This window comes from Stenotrophomonas sp. Marseille-Q5258 (assembly GCF_946900935.1).
GTDB classification, from domain to species: domain Bacteria; phylum Pseudomonadota; class Gammaproteobacteria; order Xanthomonadales; family Xanthomonadaceae; genus Stenotrophomonas; species Stenotrophomonas nematodicola.
The window spans coordinates 36282-52955 of sequence record NZ_CAMPPN010000022.1; the positions used below are offsets into that span (position 1 = coordinate 36282).

Annotated in this window: 10 protein-coding genes; 6 read left to right on the forward strand and 4 right to left on the reverse strand. The window is 67.9% G+C overall.

What is annotated here, in order from left to right; all coding sequences use genetic code 11:
* The first annotated feature begins 5 nt into the window (after positions 1 to 5).
* Positions 6 to 1016 (forward strand): OmpA family protein, encoded by a 1011-nt coding sequence (locus OC534_RS14885; RefSeq protein ID WP_168355655.1) that lies wholly within the window; start codon positions 6 to 8, stop codon positions 1014 to 1016.
* Positions 1017 to 1032: 16 nt separating this feature from the next.
* Here OC534_RS14885 and OC534_RS14890 read toward each other — a convergent pair whose 3' ends face one another.
* The gene (locus OC534_RS14890) at positions 1033 to 2928 is read right to left on the reverse strand and encodes a GGDEF domain-containing protein (RefSeq protein ID WP_262072074.1); all 1896 of its coding nucleotides are present in this window, start codon (positions 2926 to 2928) and stop codon (positions 1033 to 1035) included.
* Between the two features lie 165 nt (positions 2929 to 3093).
* Between OC534_RS14890 and OC534_RS14895 the strand changes: the two genes are divergently transcribed.
* On the forward strand, positions 3094 to 4455 hold the full coding sequence (locus tag OC534_RS14895; RefSeq protein WP_037591210.1) for an ATP-binding protein: 1362 nt from the start codon (positions 3094 to 3096) through the stop codon (positions 4453 to 4455).
* A 63-nt stretch (positions 4456 to 4518) separates the two neighbouring features.
* Complete coding sequence (locus tag OC534_RS14900) at positions 4519 to 7971, forward strand: PAS domain-containing hybrid sensor histidine kinase/response regulator (protein WP_136006467.1); 3453 nt, start codon at positions 4519 to 4521, stop codon at positions 7969 to 7971.
* Positions 7972 to 7992: 21 nt separating this feature from the next.
* Here the strand turns inward: OC534_RS14900 and mntP are convergent, their stop codons facing one another.
* From mntP to acs, 3 genes are all read right to left on the reverse strand, one after another.
* Positions 7993 to 8571 carry a manganese efflux pump MntP gene (gene mntP, locus OC534_RS14905; RefSeq protein ID WP_017356021.1) on the reverse strand — a complete coding sequence of 193 codons (579 nt, stop codon included), beginning with the start codon at positions 8569 to 8571 and terminating at the stop codon, positions 7993 to 7995.
* Positions 8572 to 8903: 332 nt separating this feature from the next.
* Complete coding sequence (locus tag OC534_RS14910; RefSeq protein WP_153165127.1) at positions 8904 to 9569, reverse strand: response regulator transcription factor; 666 nt, start codon at positions 9567 to 9569, stop codon at positions 8904 to 8906.
* Between the two features lie 101 nt (positions 9570 to 9670).
* Complete coding sequence (gene acs / locus OC534_RS14915; RefSeq protein WP_017356019.1) at positions 9671 to 11614, reverse strand: acetate--CoA ligase; 1944 nt, start codon at positions 11612 to 11614, stop codon at positions 9671 to 9673.
* 328 nt (positions 11615 to 11942) lie between these two features.
* Here acs and OC534_RS14920 point away from each other — a divergent pair, with 328 nt between their 5' ends.
* The 3 genes from OC534_RS14920 (at position 11943) to OC534_RS14930 (ending at position 16664) form a co-directional block, all read left to right on the forward strand.
* Positions 11943 to 13370: a DcaP family trimeric outer membrane transporter gene (locus tag OC534_RS14920; RefSeq protein WP_017356018.1), complete on the forward strand. Its 1428-nt coding sequence runs from the start codon at positions 11943 to 11945 to the stop codon at positions 13368 to 13370.
* Between the two features lie 88 nt (positions 13371 to 13458).
* On the forward strand, positions 13459 to 15114 hold the full coding sequence (locus tag OC534_RS14925) for an MFS transporter (RefSeq protein WP_262072078.1): 1656 nt from the start codon (positions 13459 to 13461) through the stop codon (positions 15112 to 15114).
* 134 nt (positions 15115 to 15248) lie between these two features.
* Positions 15249 to 16664 (forward strand): coniferyl aldehyde dehydrogenase, encoded by a 1416-nt coding sequence (locus OC534_RS14930; protein ID WP_262072079.1) that lies wholly within the window; start codon positions 15249 to 15251, stop codon positions 16662 to 16664.
* Positions 16665 to 16674: the final 10 nt, after the last annotated feature.

Genomic DNA, 16674 nt, shown 5'->3' on the forward strand with positions numbered 1-16674 from the left:
CCCTGATGACCACTCTTTCCCCGATGAACCGTGCTGTCCCCTCGCTGCTCGCCGCCGCGCTGCTCGCCAGCGTTGTCGCGCCCGCCGGTGCACAGCAGACACAGCTGCTGCCGCAGCAGAAACGCATCACCGACGAGGCGATCCATGCCGATCACGGCGCCTACGAGGCGACCCAGGGCCGGATCCAGGCGCTCAACGATGGGGGCCGCCCGATCCGCGATTACCACCTGTCCAAGGCGCAGTGCTGGCTGGACGTGTCATTCCACGAGTACAGCCGCAACGACCGCAGCGCGTTCCCGCAGCAGGCGCTCACCGAGTCGGAGAAGCTGATCGTGGGCATGGAGCAGGGCGTCTCGCCGCTGCCCACCGACACCCCGCTGGTGAACAAGGCCAAGTACCTGCGCGATGACCTGTGGCAACGCCTGCGGGTGCTGCACGGTGCGCCGGGCTTCAGTTGCGCCCAGCAGCAGGTCGCCTGTGGCGAGGTCGAGCTGGTGCATGCCGGCAACGAGTTCAACCAGCAGCAGTGGCGGCACTCCAAGCCGTACATCCAGATTGCCGAGGAACTGGTCAACGAAGCAGAAGCGCTGGCCCGCCAGTGCGGCGCCGTGCCGGCCATCGCCGCCGCACCGGGGCCGCTGGTCGCCAATGTGCTGTTCGAGTTCGACCGCGATGCGTACCGTGACATCCGCACCTACTCCCTGGAAAGCGTGGACCGTGCGCTGGCCCGGATCGCCGACGAAGGCCTGCAATTGCAGGGCATCACCCTGGTTGGCCATGCCGATCGCATGCAGGGCCGCGGCTTCGACGCCAACCAGTCGCTCTCCGAACGGCGGGCACGCACGGTGCGCGAACTGCTGGTCGGCCGCGGCATTGATCCGGCCCGCATCCGCTACGAGTACCGGGGCGATACCCAGCAGGTGCAGCAGTGCGATGGCGTGCGCCCACGCGCGGCGCTGCTGGAATGCCTGCTGCCGAACCGGCGGGTCGAGGTGCGGTTCGAGGTAACGCGCTGACCGGTCGGTCCGGACATCAAGTGCCGGTCTGTACGTCCTGATCCACGGGCGAACGGACCGGCTCCGGGCGCGGCGGAAGCCAGGCCATCGGCCGGCTTCCGGCCAGCGACAGCCAGCCGCAGGTCATGGCCCGTGCGGGGTCGTGCAGCAGGCTGTACAGATCGACGTCGCGGCCGGCGTCCTCGCCCCACAGCATGGCCCAGGCGTTGTGGCCGCTGCGGCGCGCGCTCTGCAGCGCCCGGTCGGCCGCGCGCAGGCTGTCGTCAAGCGCGTCCGGCGCACCGGCGAAGAGGGGCAGGGGTGCCATACCGATGCTGGCGGTCAGGGTCAGGTGCTGGCCGGGGCCCGTGTCCACCACCAGCCGCTCGATCGCCGCGCGCAGATGGCTGGCCAACGCCTGCGCAGCCGGCGCGGCGGTGTCATGCCGCGCAACCAGGAAAGTGGCGCCGCTCCATCGCGCGATCCGGTCATGGCTGTCGCAGTGCTGGCGCAGGCACCGGCCCACCGCGCGCAGCACGGCGTCGCCGGCGGCCTCGCCATGCCGTTCGTTGAGCGCCTTGAACGCATCCAGTTCCACCAGCATCACCACGCTGCGCTGCTCGGTACCGCTCCTGGCCCGGTCCGCGGCGAGCAGGCGCTCGGCTTCCCGGCGGTTGACCAGCCCGGTCACCATGTCGGTGCTGCTCAGCAGCGTGAGGCGGCGCCGCTGCCGGCGCATGCGCAGCACGATGACGGTGGCGACGGCCACCACCACCAGCAGCGCCACCAGCGCGCTGTTGCGCAGCACGCGCACGCGGCCCAGGTCCTGCATTGCATTGACCTCGGCCGGGTCGATGCTGCGCTCCGCGGTGGCCTGCAGCCGGGCGAGCTGGTTGAGGGTGTCGCCCTTGCTGCGCGCGCGGTCGATGTCGCGGGCCTCGCGCGCGTACCGCAAGGCCAGGGCGCGTTCGCCCCGCAGGGTGTGGATGTCGCCGAGCAGATCCAGGCCGGCGCGGACCTCGTCGGTGAAGCGACCCCGCTCCGCCGCGACCTGGGCCTGCTCCGCCAGCGGCAACGCGGCCTCGGCCCCTGCCCGGTCGAGGGTCAGCCGCGCCAGCCGCTGCAACGTGACGATGTGGCCCTGCGGGTCCTGCACGGCCTGCCAGTCCAGCACGCTGCGGAACTTCGCCTCGGCCTCGGGCAACTGCCCGGCCAGTCGCTGGATCTCGGCACGATGGCTGACGATGCGGTGCAGAAAGAGCTCCTGGCCGCCCAGGCGCGTGCCGATGGCTTCGGCACGGGTGAACGCGGTGGAGGCCTCTTCATGCCGATGCATCTGCAGCAGCGCAAAGCCGTAGTTGTAGTACAGGATCAGATCGCCCGGGTTGGGCGGCCGTCGCATGTGCTGGTTCAGGGCGGTGGCTTTCTGCAGATAGGTCAGTGCGCCCTGCGGGTCGCCCATCGCATCACCGCGGATCATGGCAATCTGCATCAGCGCACCGATCTGCCCCTGCACGTCCCGTTGGCGGACGGCTTCTTCCAGGAACAGATTGGTCAGCTCCAGTGCCTGTGCATGATCGCCGCGCCACAACAGCAGGTGCGCGGCCATCGACTGGGCGCGGAGCCGGTCTTCGGGATTCGCATCGGGGCGGGCAGCCGCGGCCTGCAGCCGCGCCGGCAGGTCTGCGGCCTGGTCGAGCTGGCCCTGCGAGCGCAATGCCACGCCCAGACACGCCAGGGCACCGATCTCGATCGAGGTCGGCAGCGACGGCGATGCGAGCAGCGCACGCGCCATCTGCAGCGATGTCCGTGGCGCGCTGGTCAGCAGGGCATGGCATTGCTGGACCTGGGCGACCAGCGGTGCGCTGTTGATCGGATGCTGCGCCAGTGCGCAGGGCGCAGCGACCGACAACAGGCAGACGAGCGCGGACACGCCGCGACGGACACGTGACAACTTGGGCATAGGAGCGACGACTTCCCGGTCGAGTGCAGGCCGGCGGCGATGCGGAGCGCCCGCGACGGTACTGCCAGCTTGTGCGTGGCTACTATACCCTCCTTGCCGCCGGTCGCCGTCGCACCGGCCTGGAGCCTGCCGCGCATGTCCACTACCGCATCGACCGCCCGGACCGGTCCGCGCCCTGCCACCGCGCCACAGTCGCTTGGGCGGCGTACCGAGACCATGCTGCGGGGCCTGCTGTGCCTGGTGGGCCTGTTCCATCTGCTGATGGCCGGCTGGACCGCCCTGCGGATGGGAGTGGGTCTGGACCCGATGGTCCCGGTCATCGCCACGCTGCACGCGCTGCTGTGCGGGCTGTGCCTGTGGGAGCAGCGGGCCGGGCGGTCGCTGCGTGCGGCTGCCGTGTTTGTCTGTGGCCAGCTGCTCCTGCTGACGGCGGCCTATGTCTATTGGGGCCTGGCCGCACAGTTGCGGCTGCAACTGGTGCTGCTGATGCCGGTCATGCTGGTCTCGGCCGTTCTCGGGCGGCGCCCGCTGGCGGGGGTGGCCGCCTGGATCAGCCTGTTGATCGTGGTGGGTGCGTGGGTGGACGCGTCCAGCGTGATGTTCCACCCCGATCGGCTGCTGGCGGCCGTGAACGACCTGGCGGTCTGCGTCTTCGGCACGCTGCTGGCCGCCTGGCTGCTGCACCACAGCGTCACCGGCCTGCGCGAAAGCCTGCAGGTGGCACGCGACCACGGCCGCGATCTGGCCCGCAAGCGCGATCAGCTGCAGTTGGAGATGCAGGAGAAGGAGCGCTCGCGCGGCCAGCTGGTGCATGCGATGAAGATGGAGAACGTCGGCCGCCTCGCCAGTGGCATCGCGCATGATTTCAATCACCTGCTGGCATTGATCCAGAGCTACATCGCCAAAGCGCGGCGCAGTCAGGGCAGTGAGCTGCAGGCCGCCCTGCAGGGCGGTGATTCCGCGGTGCGGCGGGCGACTGCGGTCAGCAGGCGGCTGCTGGATTTCAGCCGGCTCGAAGACAGCCGGCCTTGCCTGCTGGATGTGGCCACGGTGGTTTCGGACATGGCACCGATGCTGCAGCAGGTCTTCCACCCCGGCGTGCGGTGCGAGGTGGACAGCGGCCAGGTGCAGTGCCTCATCCACTTCGATCCGGCCCAGTTGGAGTCGATCCTGATCAGCCTGGCGGTCAATGCCAACCAGGCCATGCCGGAGGGTGGGCACTTCAGCCTGACCGTGACGCAGCCGTCGCGCGTGGACGAGGTGGTCCTGCGGGCCAGCGACAGCGGCCACGGCATGAGCGAGGAGGTGCGCGCCCGGTGCCTGGAGCCGTTCTTCACCACCAAACCGATGGGCCAGGGCACCGGACTCGGTCTGGCGGTGACGGCGAGCCTGGTGCAGGCAGCGGGTGGGCACATCGACGTGGAGAGCGCCAGGGGACGCGGCACGCAGGTGTGCATCCGGCTGCCGACGCGCCCACGGGCGGCGGCACAGGGCTGATCCGGGGCGCGTCCGGGGCCGTGCAGCCGCTACACTGCGGGCTGCTCCCGCGGAAACAATCCTGTGGTCTCCAGCTGGATCCTGCTGCTGGTCTCGGTGGCCTACGCCGCGCTGCTGTTCGGCGTGGCATGGTGGGGCGACCGTCGCCCGATGTATCCGGACCGTCCCTGGCTGCGGCCGGTGGTCTACAGCCTGGCACTGGCGGTGTACTGCTCGTCGTGGACCTTCTACGGCGCGGTGGGCACGGCGGTACGCAATGGCATCGGCTACCTGCCGATCTACCTGGGCCCGCTGCTGCTGTGGGTATTCGGCTGGCGCATCATCGAGCGCCTGGCGCTGATCGCGCGCAGCCAGAACGTGGTCTCCATCGCCGACTTCATCTCGTCACGGTTCGGCCGCTCGCGGCGCCTGGCCGCACTGGTGGCGGTGATCGCACTGATCGGCATCGTGCCGTACCTCGCGCTTCAGTACAAAGCGGTCGCGATGAGCCTGCAGGTGCTCACCGGCAACGTCGGCCCCACCGGTTTCTTCACTGATCCGGCGTTGTACGTGGCGCTGCTGATGGCGCTGTTCGCCACGCTGTTCGGCACCCGCCAGGTGGACGCCACCGAGCACCACCACGGGATGATGCTGGCGATCGCGCTGGAGTCGATGATCAAGCTGATCGCGATGGTCGCGCTGGGTCTGTTCGCCTACCTGTGGCTCAACGACCGTACCGACGCGGTGATCGAGTCTGCGCATACCCTGTTCAGCGGCCTGCCGCCGGTCGGCTTCATCTCGCAGACGCTGCTGAGCTTCCTGGCGATCATCTGCCTGCCGCGACAGTTCCACGTGGCGGTGGTCGAGTGCGGTGACGTGCGCGACATCCGCCGCGCGCGCTGGATGTTCGGCGCCTACCTGGTGGTGATCTCGGCGATGGTGATCCCGATCGCCACCGCCGGGGTGACCCTGTTCGGCACCGGCGGCAGCGTGGCCGATGACAGCATGGTACTGGCCCTGCCGCTGGCCGAAGGGCGCAAGTTCCTGGCGCTGGTGGCCTACGTGGGCGGCTTCTCCGCCGCCACCGGCATGGTCATCGTGGCGTCGATCGCACTGGCCACGATGGTCAGCAACGATCTGGTGATGCCGGTGCTGCTGCGCCGCAGCGGCGATCACCAGGAAGCGGCCGATGTGGCTTCGCGGGTGCTGTGGATCCGGCGTACCGCGATTCTGCTGCTGGCGCTGGCGGCCTACAGCTATTACCGCGGCAGCAGCAATGACAGCACCCTTGCCTCGTACGGGCTGATGGCATTCGCCGCAGTGGCGCAGTTCGCTCCGGGGCTGATCGGCGGGCTGTACTGGCGCGGTGCCAGCCGCAAGGGCGTGGAGATCGGCATGCTGCTGGGCTTCGGCACCTGGGCGTACACGCTGCTGCTGCCGGCGCTGACCCACGCCGGCTGGATGGAGGCGGCGTGGCTGGTGCAGGGCCCGTTCGGGATCGGCTGGCTGCAGCCGCAGCATCTGTTTGGCATGAGTGGCTGGGACCCGCTCACGCACGGCACGTTCTGGTCGTTGCTGGTCAACGTGGCGGCGATGGTGCTGGTATCAGTGCGCTGGCGCCCCGGTGTGGACGAGCGCCTGCGTGCCGCGCCGTTCCTGGACCCGTATGCGCAGCGGCCCTCGGTGGCCGGTGCGTGGCCCGGCAACGTGCACGTCGGCGATCTGCTGGCGCTGGCCTCGCGGGTGGTCGGCGACCGCCATGCGCGTCGCTCGTTCTTTGAGCAGGCACAGTCAATGGGCCGCGAGCTGCAGGCCTCCGCGCCAGCCGACCGCGCGTGGGTGCAGTTCACCGAGCGGTTGCTGGCTGCCTCGATCGGTGCGGCCTCGGCACGCCTGCTGCTGACCAGCCTGCTGCGGGGTTCGGGTATGGACCTGGGCGAAGTGGTGGCGGTGCTCGATGAAGCCGGGCAGGAGCTGCGCTTCAACCGCGAGATCCTCTCCACGACCCTGGAGAACATCAGTGCCGGGGTCAGCGTGGTCGATCCGGACATGCGGCTGACCGCGTGGAACCGGCGCTACCAGCAGATGTTCGGCTACCCCGACGGCATGCTGTACGTGGGCCGCCCGGTTGCCGACCTGATCCGCTACAACGCCGAGCGCGGCGAGCTGGGCGAGGGCGACATCGACGTGCAGATCAACCGCCGCATCGGCTACATGCGCGCCGGCTCACCGCATGTGTTCGAGCGGACCCGCAGCGATGGCAAGGTGATCGAAATGCGCGGCCAGGCGCTGCCCGGCGGCGGCTATGTCACCAGCTACAACGACATCACCGATTACAAGCACGCCGAAAAAGCCCTGCTGGAAGCCAATGAAACGCTGGAACAGCGCGTGGCCGAGCGCTCGCATGAGGCCGAGGTGGCGCAGCAGTCCAAGACCCGCTTCCTGGCCGCGATCAGCCATGACGTGCTGCAGCCGCTCAATGCCGCGCGGCTGTTCGCCTCGGCGCTGCGCGACAGCCACCAGAACAACGAGGAGCAGCGCCATCTGGCCGAACGCGTCGATGCCTCGCTGCGCGCGGCCGAAGAGCTGCTGGATGGCCTGCTGGACGTATCGCGGCTGGATGCCGGTGGCCTGCACCCGCTGATCGGTGATTTCGATGTCAGCCTGTTGATGCGCGAGCTGGCCGCCCAGTACTCGCCGGTGGCCGCCGGCCGCGGCCTGCGTCTGGATCTGTTCGCGCGCCCGGCCTGGGTGCGCAGCGACCGCCGGCTGCTGCGCCGGGTGCTGCAGAACTTCCTGGCCAATGCGCTGCGCTATACCCGGCAGGGGCGGATCGTGCTGGCGGTGCGTCAGCGCGGGCAGGAAGTGGAGCTGCAGGTGTGGGATACCGGTCCGGGCATTCCCGAGCATCACATGCAGCAGATTTTCGACGAGTTCCACCGCTACCAGCAGCCGTTCGACTGGGGCGAGCAGGGGTTGGGGCTGGGCCTGTCGATCTGCCAGCGCATCTCCCGCCTGCTCGACCACCGCCTCAACGCGCGCAGCCGGGTCGGCAGCGGCAGCATGTTCTCCATCCTGTTGCCGCGGGTGGATGCGCCGGACCTGCCCACCTCGGCGGTGGCCCTGCCGGTTGCCAGCCCGTCTACCCGGACCGACTCGCTGGCGGGCATGCGCGTGCTGTGCGTGGACAACGACCAGGAGATCCTGGACGGCATGCGCGCGCTGCTGGGGCGCTGGCAGGTCGAGGTGATCACCGCCAGCACCGTGGATCAGGCGCTGGAGAAGGTGGCCGAGCGCCCGGACGTGATGCTGGTGGATTACCACCTGCACGACCGCCTGGATGGACTGGACACTCTGGTGGCGATGCGCGACAAGGCCGGCCGGGCGATTCCCGGCGCGTTGCTGACCGCCGACGGACGCGACGAGCTCAAGCGCATGGCCCGCGAACGGGGTTACCGGTTGCTGACCAAGCCGATCAAGCCGGCGTCGCTGCGTGCCTTCCTGGCGGCGTTCCACGACACCCGCGGCGACATGTAGCCGCGGGTGAGCGGCGCCGGGTCAGGCCATCGCGCCGCTGAGGTGTTCGTACAGGATGGTGGCGCCGATGATGATCAGGATCAGGCCGCCGATGATCTCCGCGCGCTTGCCGACCATGTTGCCCAGCACGCGGCCGAGCATGATGCCGGCGGTGACCATGCTGAAGGTGCACAGGCCGATCACCAGCGCCATCACGCCGATGTTCACGTCCAGGAAGGCCAGGCCGATGCCGACCGCCATCGCATCGATGCTCGTGGCCAGACCGGTCAGGGCCAGCCGCCAGAAGCCGTGGTGCCTGTCCGGATCGTCCTGTCCGTCGTCGCTGTCCGGGCGGATGCCGTTGATGATCATGTGCACGCCCAGCGCACCGAGCAGGCCGAACGCGATCCAGTGGTCGAACGCCTCCACGTACTGGAGCGCCGCGCGGCCGAGCAGCCAGCCGATCACCGGGGTGATCGCTTCGATGACACCGAAGATGAGGCCGGCGCGCAGGGCATCGGGGAGGCGCGGCTTGCGCATGGCGGCGCCCTTGCCGATCGCCGCGGCGAAGGCATCGGTGGACATGGCAAAGCCGATCAGCAGGATCGAAAGGGGTGACATGGGGACGTACACGGCAGGTCGGGCGATTGCGAGCAACGGACCGCGTTCGCGCCCAACCTGTCGTTGCGCACGCGGACCGCTGGTCTCGCCAACCAAGATGGCTGCCCGCACCACGGCGCACTGGCCGAGTATGTTGATACGGGCGTTTCCTATCGCAGGAAACAGGCTACTCCCCAAGGGGACGCGAAGCTTAGCACCGGCATCGGCGCGTGGCGCATCCACGGCCAATTGCGCAGGCAGCGCTGGGTTTTATAGCTCTGGCTATAACGCGAGGCGTCAGGGGCAGAGCGGGGTGCGCCGACTGTCGGTCAGCTGCTCCTGCTCCCCGCGATTCAATCCTCTTCCGGCGGCAATACGATCGGCTCTTCGTCGATGGCCAGCTTGCCGGCCATCAACACCGCCTGCGTGCGGTTGGTCACGCCCAGCTTGCGCAGGATCGCGGTGACATGCGCCTTGATCGTTGCTTCGGATACGTTGAGGTCGTAGGCGATCTGCTTGTTGAGCCGGCCCACGCCGAGCATCTGCAGCACACGGAACTGCTGCGGGGTGAGTTCGCGCAGGCGCTGGCCGATCTCGCGTTCCTCGCGCTCGGTGGGCGGCACGTTGTGCGCCTCCGGCGGCGCCCAGGTCTCACCATCGAGAATGGTGCCCAGGGCGTGGCCGATGGTGTCCGAGTCGGCGGACTTGGGAATGAACCCGAACGCGCCGTGGTCGAGCGCGCGACGCATCACCGTGGGTTCCTCGCGTGCGGACACCACCACCACCGGGAGCTGCGGGTGCAGGGCGCGCATGTGCACGAGCGCGTTGAAGCCCTGTGCACCCGGCATGTTGAGGTCCATCAGGACCAGGTCGGCATCGGTGTGCTGGTCGGCGAGCAGGTACAGCGCTTCCACGCTGTCCGCTTCGTACAGCTGCACGCCGGGAATCACGCGTTGCACGGCCCCGCGAAGGGCTTCGCGGAACAACGGGTGGTCATCGGCAATCAGGAGGGTGGTCATGGTGGGGGCCATGTGGCGGAGGAGTAACGCGAGGGAACGGAATGCGTGTAGCGGGCTGGCAGCCCCCGGAACCGGGGGCTGCCACGGTCTGCCTGCGGCCCTTATTTCACTTTGCGTTCTTCCACCAGCGACGCCACCACCGACGGATCGGCCAGGGTCGAGGTGTCACCGAGCTGGTCGGGCGCGTTCTCGGCGATCTTGCGCAGGATGCGGCGCATGATCTTGCCCGAGCGTGTCTTCGGCAGACCTGGTGCCCATTGCAGGTGATCAGGCGCGGCGATCGGCCCGATCTCCTTGCGCACCCAGGCGACCAGCTCCTTGTGCAGTTCATCGCTGGGCGTCTCGTCGGCGATCAGGGTCACATAGGCATAGATGCCCTGGCCCTTGATATCGTGCGGGAAGCCCACCACGGCCGCTTCGGCCACCTTCGGGTGCGAGACCAGCGCGCTCTCCACTTCGGCGGTGCCGATGCGGTGGCCGGATACATTGATCACATCGTCCACGCGGCCGGTGATCCAGTAGTAGCCATCTTCGTCGCGGCGGCAGCCGTCGCCGGTGAAGTAGCTGCCCGGGTAGGTGCGGAAGTAGGTGTCGATGAAGCGCTGGTGGTCGCCATAGACGCTGCGCATCTGCCCCGGCCAGGAATCACGGATGATCAGGTTGCCTTCGGCGGCACCTTCCTGGATCTCGCCTTCTGCGTTGACCAGGGCCGGCTGCACGCCGAAGAAGGGCAGGGTGGCTGAACCGGGCTTGAGATCGATCGCGCCGGCCAGCGGCGAAATCAGGATGCCGCCGGTTTCGGTCTGCCACCAGGTGTCCACGATCGGGCAGCGGCTGTCGCCGACCACCTCGTAGTACCAGCGCCAGGCTTCCGGATTGATCGGCTCGCCGACGCTGCCGAGCAGGCGCAGCGAGGCGCGCGAGGTGCGCTTGACCGGTGCCTCGCCTTCGCGCATCAACGCGCGGATCGCGGTCGGTGCGGTGTAGAAGAGGGTGACCTGGTGCTTGTCGATCACTTCCCAGAAGCGCGAGGTGGTGGGGTAGTTCGGCACGCCTTCGAACATCAGCGAGGTCGCGCCGTTGGCCAGCGGTCCGTACACGATGTAGCTGTGGCCGGTGACCCAGCCGACGTCGGCGGTGCACCAGTAGATGTCGTCCTCGCGCAGGTCGAACACCGCTTCGTGGGTGTAGGCCGCGTACAGCAGGTAACCGCCGGTGGTGTGCAGCACGCCCTTCGGCTTGCCGGTGGAACCGGAGGTGTAGAGGATGAACAGCGGGTCTTCGGCGTTCATCCGCTCCGGTTCGCAGGTGGCCGGCTGCGGATCCACCACATCGTGGAACCAGCGGTCTCGCGGCGCCTGCATGTCCACCGCGCCGCCGGTGTGGCGGACCACCAGCACCGTTTCCACGGTGGTGGTGCCGGGCAGCTTCAAGGCGGCGTCGACGTTGGCCTTCAGCGGAATCTTCCTGCCACCGCGCAGGCCTTCATCGGCGGTGATGATCAGCTTGCTGCCGCAGTCGATCACGCGGTCGGCGATCGAGTTGGGTGCAAAGCCACCGAACACCACCGAGTGGATCGCGCCGATGCGTGCGCAGGCCAGCATGGCCACGGCGGCATCGACGATCATCGGCAGGTAGATGGTGACCCGGTCGCCCTTCCTGACGCCCAGGTTGCGCAGGGCATTGCCGAGGCGGCAGGTGCGCTCGTACAGCTCGCGGTAGGTCACGCCCTGGGCGGGCGCATCGGGGCTGTCCGGCTCGAACAGCAGCGCGACCTTGTCGCCGCGCGTGGCCAGTTGCCGGTCCAGGCAGTTGACGCTGGCGTTGAGTTCGCCGTCCTCGAACCACTTGATGCGGAAATCGTCGAGCTGATAGCTCACGTTCCGGATCGTCGACGGCTTGGTATACCAGTCCAGGCGTTCTGCGGCCTTGCCCCAGAACGCGTCGGGATTCTCCACCGACGCGCGGTAGAGCTGCTGGTAGGTGTTCTTGTCAATGCGCGCCTTGGCGGCGAACTCCGCCTTGACGGGGTAAATATCGGCCATGACACCCTCACTTGCACTAGGACTTGGGTTGTGCGATCGCAGCATAACCCGCGATTCATCCCCCTCAGTTTGCCGCATCCATCCGCCTTCGCGTTATCGGGACGGTTAGACCTTGGTCGTACCAGCGGCGGTCGGCGTACCGACAGACAGCCGGTACCCACCCGGTTGCCTGCGGCACCTTGCTGCCCTCCTGCGGCCTCCACGTGCCCGCGCCGACGTCGCGGCTACTACCAATGGCTAATACCGGGGTGCGTCAGGCTGACGCACGCTCGGCTCGACCGTGACCCCACACGCGGCGATCACTTTGCCACCCGGGAGAGAGGGCAACATGAGTACCCGTATGTTGAAGACCATGCGCACGCCGTTGGCGACCTGCCTGCTGGTCGCATTGGTGGCGCCTGGCATGGCGTTTGCCGAAACCGCCAAAGAGAAGCAGCTGGAAGCCCGCGTTGCCGAGCTCGAACGCCAGGTGCAGCTGCTGCTGTCCACCTCGCAGCAGCAGCAGACCCAGATCAGCCAGGCGCAGACCGATGTCACTGCGGTCCGCACCCTTCAGGCCCAGCAGCCGGCCACGGCCACCGTGCCGGCAGGCAAGCAGCCGATCCAGGTCACCACCATCACCCCGGGCGCCGCGCCGGGCACCACCGTCAAGATCGGCGGCTTCATCAAGGCCGATTTCCTGGCCACCCAGACCGGCGACGGCCAGCTCGCCGACGATGCCACGGGCCGCGCGCTGTATCTGCCGGGCCAGACCCCGGTGGCCGGTGCCGGCGGCAGCGGCCAGCGGTCCGACGTGGACTTCAACGCCCACGCCAAGTTCTCGCGTTTCAACCTGGGCATCGACAACGTGTCGGACAAGGGCAACAAGTCCGGTGCGTTCTTCGAGATGGACTTCTTCGGCAACTCGCTGGGCAACCAGACCGCGACCAATACCTACGGTGTGACCCTGCGTCACGCGTACATGTACTGGAACAACTGGATGGCCGGCCAGACCTGGTCCAACTTCATGGACGCCGCCTCGCTGCCGGAAGCCGTCGACTTCGTCGGCCCGACCGATGGTGTGCTGTTCGTGCGCCAGGCACAGATCCGCTACACCCGTGGCGGCTTCAGCGTCGCGCTGGAAAACCCTGAAACCACCGTGCTGACCGGTACCCGCAACCCGGTCACCGGTGCGTGGACCAACGCGGCCAGCAACGCCGACCGCGGCGCGCTGCCGGACCTGACCCTGCGCTACGGCTGGAAAGGCGACTGGGGCACCTTTGGCGTGGGCGGCATCGTGCGTCAGCTCAAGGTCGACAACCAGGCCACCCGTGCCGACGCCGACAAGATCGGAGGCGGCCTGACCCTGGGCGGCAAGTGGGTGATGGGCGACAGCGACACCCTGCATTACCAGCTCAGTGGCGGCGAAGGCATCGCCCGCTACGTGGGTCTGGGCGTGACGGCCGATACCGCCTACGACATCGCCCGTGACGAGCTCGACCCGACCGGCGTGCTGGCCGGCTACGTCGGCTGGCGCCACGCCTTCAGCCCCAAGCTGCGTACCAACCTGATCTATGCGCGCAGCGACTACGACAACAGCGGCTCGCTCGGTCCCCTGGTGACCAAGAGCGTGCAGAGCATCCGCGGCAACGTGTTCTACACGCCGATGCCGAAGGTCGATATCGGCGCCGAGTACATGTACGGCGTCCGCGAGATCGAGGATGGCCGCAAGGGCGACATCAACCGCCTGCAGTTCACCACGAAGTACAGCTTCTGAATGAGAGTGCCGACCGATGGTCGGCACCTGCCGGAAGAACTAGAACGATTGCCGACGAACAGTCGGCACTACCGAGGGGAATCGTCCAATGTCCACTACACCTGTACCTGCAAAAGCTGAACTTACCCAAGGCCACAAGAAGGTCATCTTCGCGTCCAGCCTTGGCACCGTTTTCGAGTGGTATGACTTCTTCCTGTACGGCTCGCTGGCGGCGATCATCGCCAAGCAGTTCTTCAGCGGCGTCAACGAAACCACCGGCATGATCTTCGCGCTGCTGGCCTTCGCGGCCGGCTTCTTCGTGCGTCCGTTCGGCGCGGCGTTTTTCGGCAGCCTCGGCGACCGCATCGGCCGCAAGTACACCTTCCTGGTCACGATCCTGATCATGGGCATCTCGACCTTCCTGGTCGGCGTGCTGCCCAACTACGCCTCGATCGGCTTTGCCGCTCCGGTGATCCTGATCATCCTGCGCCTGGCCCAGGGCCTGGCGATGGGCGGTGAGTACGGCGGTGCGGCAACTTATGTGGCCGAGCATGCACCGGTGGACAAGCGCGGCCTGTACACCAGCTTCATCCAGTGCACCGCGACGCTGGGCCTGTTCATGTCGCTGCTGATCATCCTGGCCTGCCGCTACTTCCTGGGCAACGAAGCGTTCGAAGCCTGGGGCTGGCGCATTCCGTTCCTGGTGTCGATCGTGCTGCTGGGCATCTCGGTGTGGATCCGTCTGCAGCTCAGCGAATCGCCGCTGTTCCAGCAGATGAAGGCCGAAGGCAAGGGCTCCAAGACCCCGTTCCGCGACAGCCTCAAGGGCGGCAACCTGAAGCTGATGCTGCTGGTGCTGCTCGGCGCCGCGGCCGGCCAGGCCGTGGTCTGGTATGGCGGCCAGTTCTATGCGCTGTTCTTCCTGAGCAGCATGCTCAAGGTTGAAGCCACCACCTCCTACCTGCTGATCGCCGCGGCGCTGGCACTGGGCACGCCGTTCTTCATCTTCTTCGGCTGGCTGTCCGATCGCATCGGCCGCAAGAAGATCATCCTGGCCGGCTGCCTGCTGGCGGCTGTCACCTACATCCCGGTGTTCAAGGGCCTGACCCACTTCGCCAACCCGGCCGTGGAAGAAGCCCGTGCAACCTCGCCGGCGCTGGTCGTGGCCGATCCGAACACCTGCTCGTTCCAGTTCGATCCGGTGGCGGTGCGCAAGTTCACCAGCTCCTGCGACATCGCCACGGCCGCACTGACCAAGGCCGGCGTGCCGTATGAAGTGCAACCTGCCGCAGCCGGTTCGCTGGCCGTGATCAACGTGGGCAACGCCAGCGTCGCCTCCTACGAGGCCGCCGGCCTGACCAAGGAAGACGGCAAGGCCAAGGCCGATGCGTTCGGTGCGGAACTGAAGACCGCGCTGACCTCGGCCGGTTACCCGGCCAAGGCCGACAACGCCCGCATCAACATCCCCGGCACCATCCTGATGCTGTGGATTCTGGTGCTGTACGTGACGATGGTGTACGGCCCGATCGCCGCCTACCTGGTCGAGCTGTTCCCGACCCGCATCCGCTACACCTCGATGTCGCTGCCGTATCACATCGGCAACGGCTGGTTCGGTGGTTTCCTGCCGGCAATTTCGTTCGCGCTGGTGGCCGGTACCGGCAACCTGTACTACGGCCTGTGGTATCCGATCATCATCGCGCTGATGACGGTCGTGGTGGGCGGGTTGTTCCTGAAGGAAACCCGCGGCGTGGACATCACCAAGTAACGGTGAGCCCCACGGCGTGAGGACAGGGCCGCGATGCGAATCGCGGCCCTGTCCGTTTCCCGGCAGGACCGGCCGCTGGCCGGCAACTGCGCACAGCGCTCCGCCATCACGCAGGCTGCCGCTATAGTCGCGGCATGAGCGATACCCATACCGATCCCGCCGCGCTTCCGGCGCTCCTGAACGTCCTGCGCAGCGCCTGGCAGGCCAATCGTCCGTCGCTGGACCAGCGCCGGGACGACCTGCAGCGCCTGCGTGCAGCCCTGAAGGCCCGGCTGCCGCAGATGGCCGAGGCGATCTCGGCCGACTTCGGCCACCGCTCCACCCATGAGTCGCTGATCGCCGATGGCATGACCGTGCTCAACGAGATCGACCACCTGCTGCGGCACCTGCGCGGCTGGATGCGCCCGCGCCGGGTCGGCGTGGGCTGGCGCTTCTGGCCGGCGCGCGCGCAGACCCGTCCGGTGCCGCTGGGCGTGGTCGGGGTGATCTCGCCGTGGAACTACCCGGTGAACCTGGCGCTGATTCCATTGGCCACCGCCATCGCGGCGGGTAACCACGTCATCCTCAAACCCTCCGAGCACACGCCGCGCACCAGCGCGTTCCTGCAGGACCTGCTGGCCCAGGTGTTTCCGGCCCACCGTGTGGCGGTGGTACAGGGCGACGCGGAACTGGCGTCTGCGCTGGCTGGCTCGCCGCTGGACCATCTGGTCTTCACCGGTTCCACCGCCGTCGGTCGCAAGGTCATGGCTGCCGCCGCGCAGCATCTGACCCCGCTGACCCTGGAACTGGGGGGCAAGTCGCCGGCGATCGTGTGCAGCGATTACCCGCTGGACAAGGCCGCCGCGCGGCTGGCCACCGGCAAGTGGTTCAATGCCGGCCAGACCTGCATAGCGCCGGATTACATCCTCATCGACGGTGGCCGCCAGCGTGAGCTGGTGCAGCAGCTGCAGACCCAGGTGCGCGCGCGTTACGGCGATTTCAGCGATCCCTCCGATTACACCCGGATCATCCATGCCGGCCAGTACCAGCGCCTGCGTGGGTATCTGGAACAGGCCCGCGCCCGCGGCGTGCCGGTGATCGAACTGGCCAGTGTCGATCCGGCACGGGCCGAGCGCGAGCGCCTGATCGTGCCGACCATCGTGCTCGATCCGCCGGCCGACCTGGACCTGATGCAGGAGGAGATCTTCGGCCCGATCCTGCCGGTGTGCGCCTATCCGGATCTGGACGCGGCGCTGGCCGGGGTGCAGGCGCGCGACCGGCCGCTGGCGCTGTACGTCTTCAGCCAGCAGCGCGACACGGTCGAGCGGGTGCTCGACCAGATCGTGGCCGGCGGCGTCACCGTCAACGACACGCTCCTGCACTTCGCCATCAACGGCCTGCCGTTTGGCGGTGTCGGGCCCAGCGGCATGGGGGCGTACCACGCCCGCGCCGGTTTCGATGCGATGAGCAAGCAGCTGCCGGTCCTGTGGCAGTCGCGCTGGGCGGCCAGCGATCTGCTCAAGCCGCCGTACGCGAAGATCGCCGGCATGCTCAGGGCGCTGGTGCGCTGATGCCGGCCGG

What these genes read in the sequence shown, in the direction of transcription:
- OC534_RS14885 (WP_168355655.1), top strand. Translation starts at nt 6, where the DNA reads ATGACCACTCTTTCCCCGATGAACCGTGCTGTCCCCTCGCTGCTCGCC.
- OC534_RS14895 (WP_037591210.1), top strand. Translation starts at nt 3,094, where the DNA reads ATGTCCACTACCGCATCGACCGCCCGGACCGGTCCGCGCCCTGCCACC.
- mntP (WP_017356021.1), bottom strand. Translation starts at nt 8,571, where the DNA reads ATGTCACCCCTTTCGATCCTGCTGATCGGCTTTGCCATGTCCACCGAT.
- OC534_RS14910 (WP_153165127.1), bottom strand. Translation starts at nt 9,569, where the DNA reads ATGACCACCCTCCTGATTGCCGATGACCACCCGTTGTTCCGCGAAGCC.
- acs (WP_017356019.1), bottom strand. Translation starts at nt 11,614, where the DNA reads ATGGCCGATATTTACCCCGTCAAGGCGGAGTTCGCCGCCAAGGCGCGC.
- OC534_RS14920 (WP_017356018.1), top strand. Translation starts at nt 11,943, where the DNA reads ATGAGTACCCGTATGTTGAAGACCATGCGCACGCCGTTGGCGACCTGC.
- OC534_RS14925 (WP_262072078.1), top strand. Translation starts at nt 13,459, where the DNA reads ATGTCCACTACACCTGTACCTGCAAAAGCTGAACTTACCCAAGGCCAC.
- OC534_RS14930 (WP_262072079.1), top strand. Translation starts at nt 15,249, where the DNA reads ATGAGCGATACCCATACCGATCCCGCCGCGCTTCCGGCGCTCCTGAAC.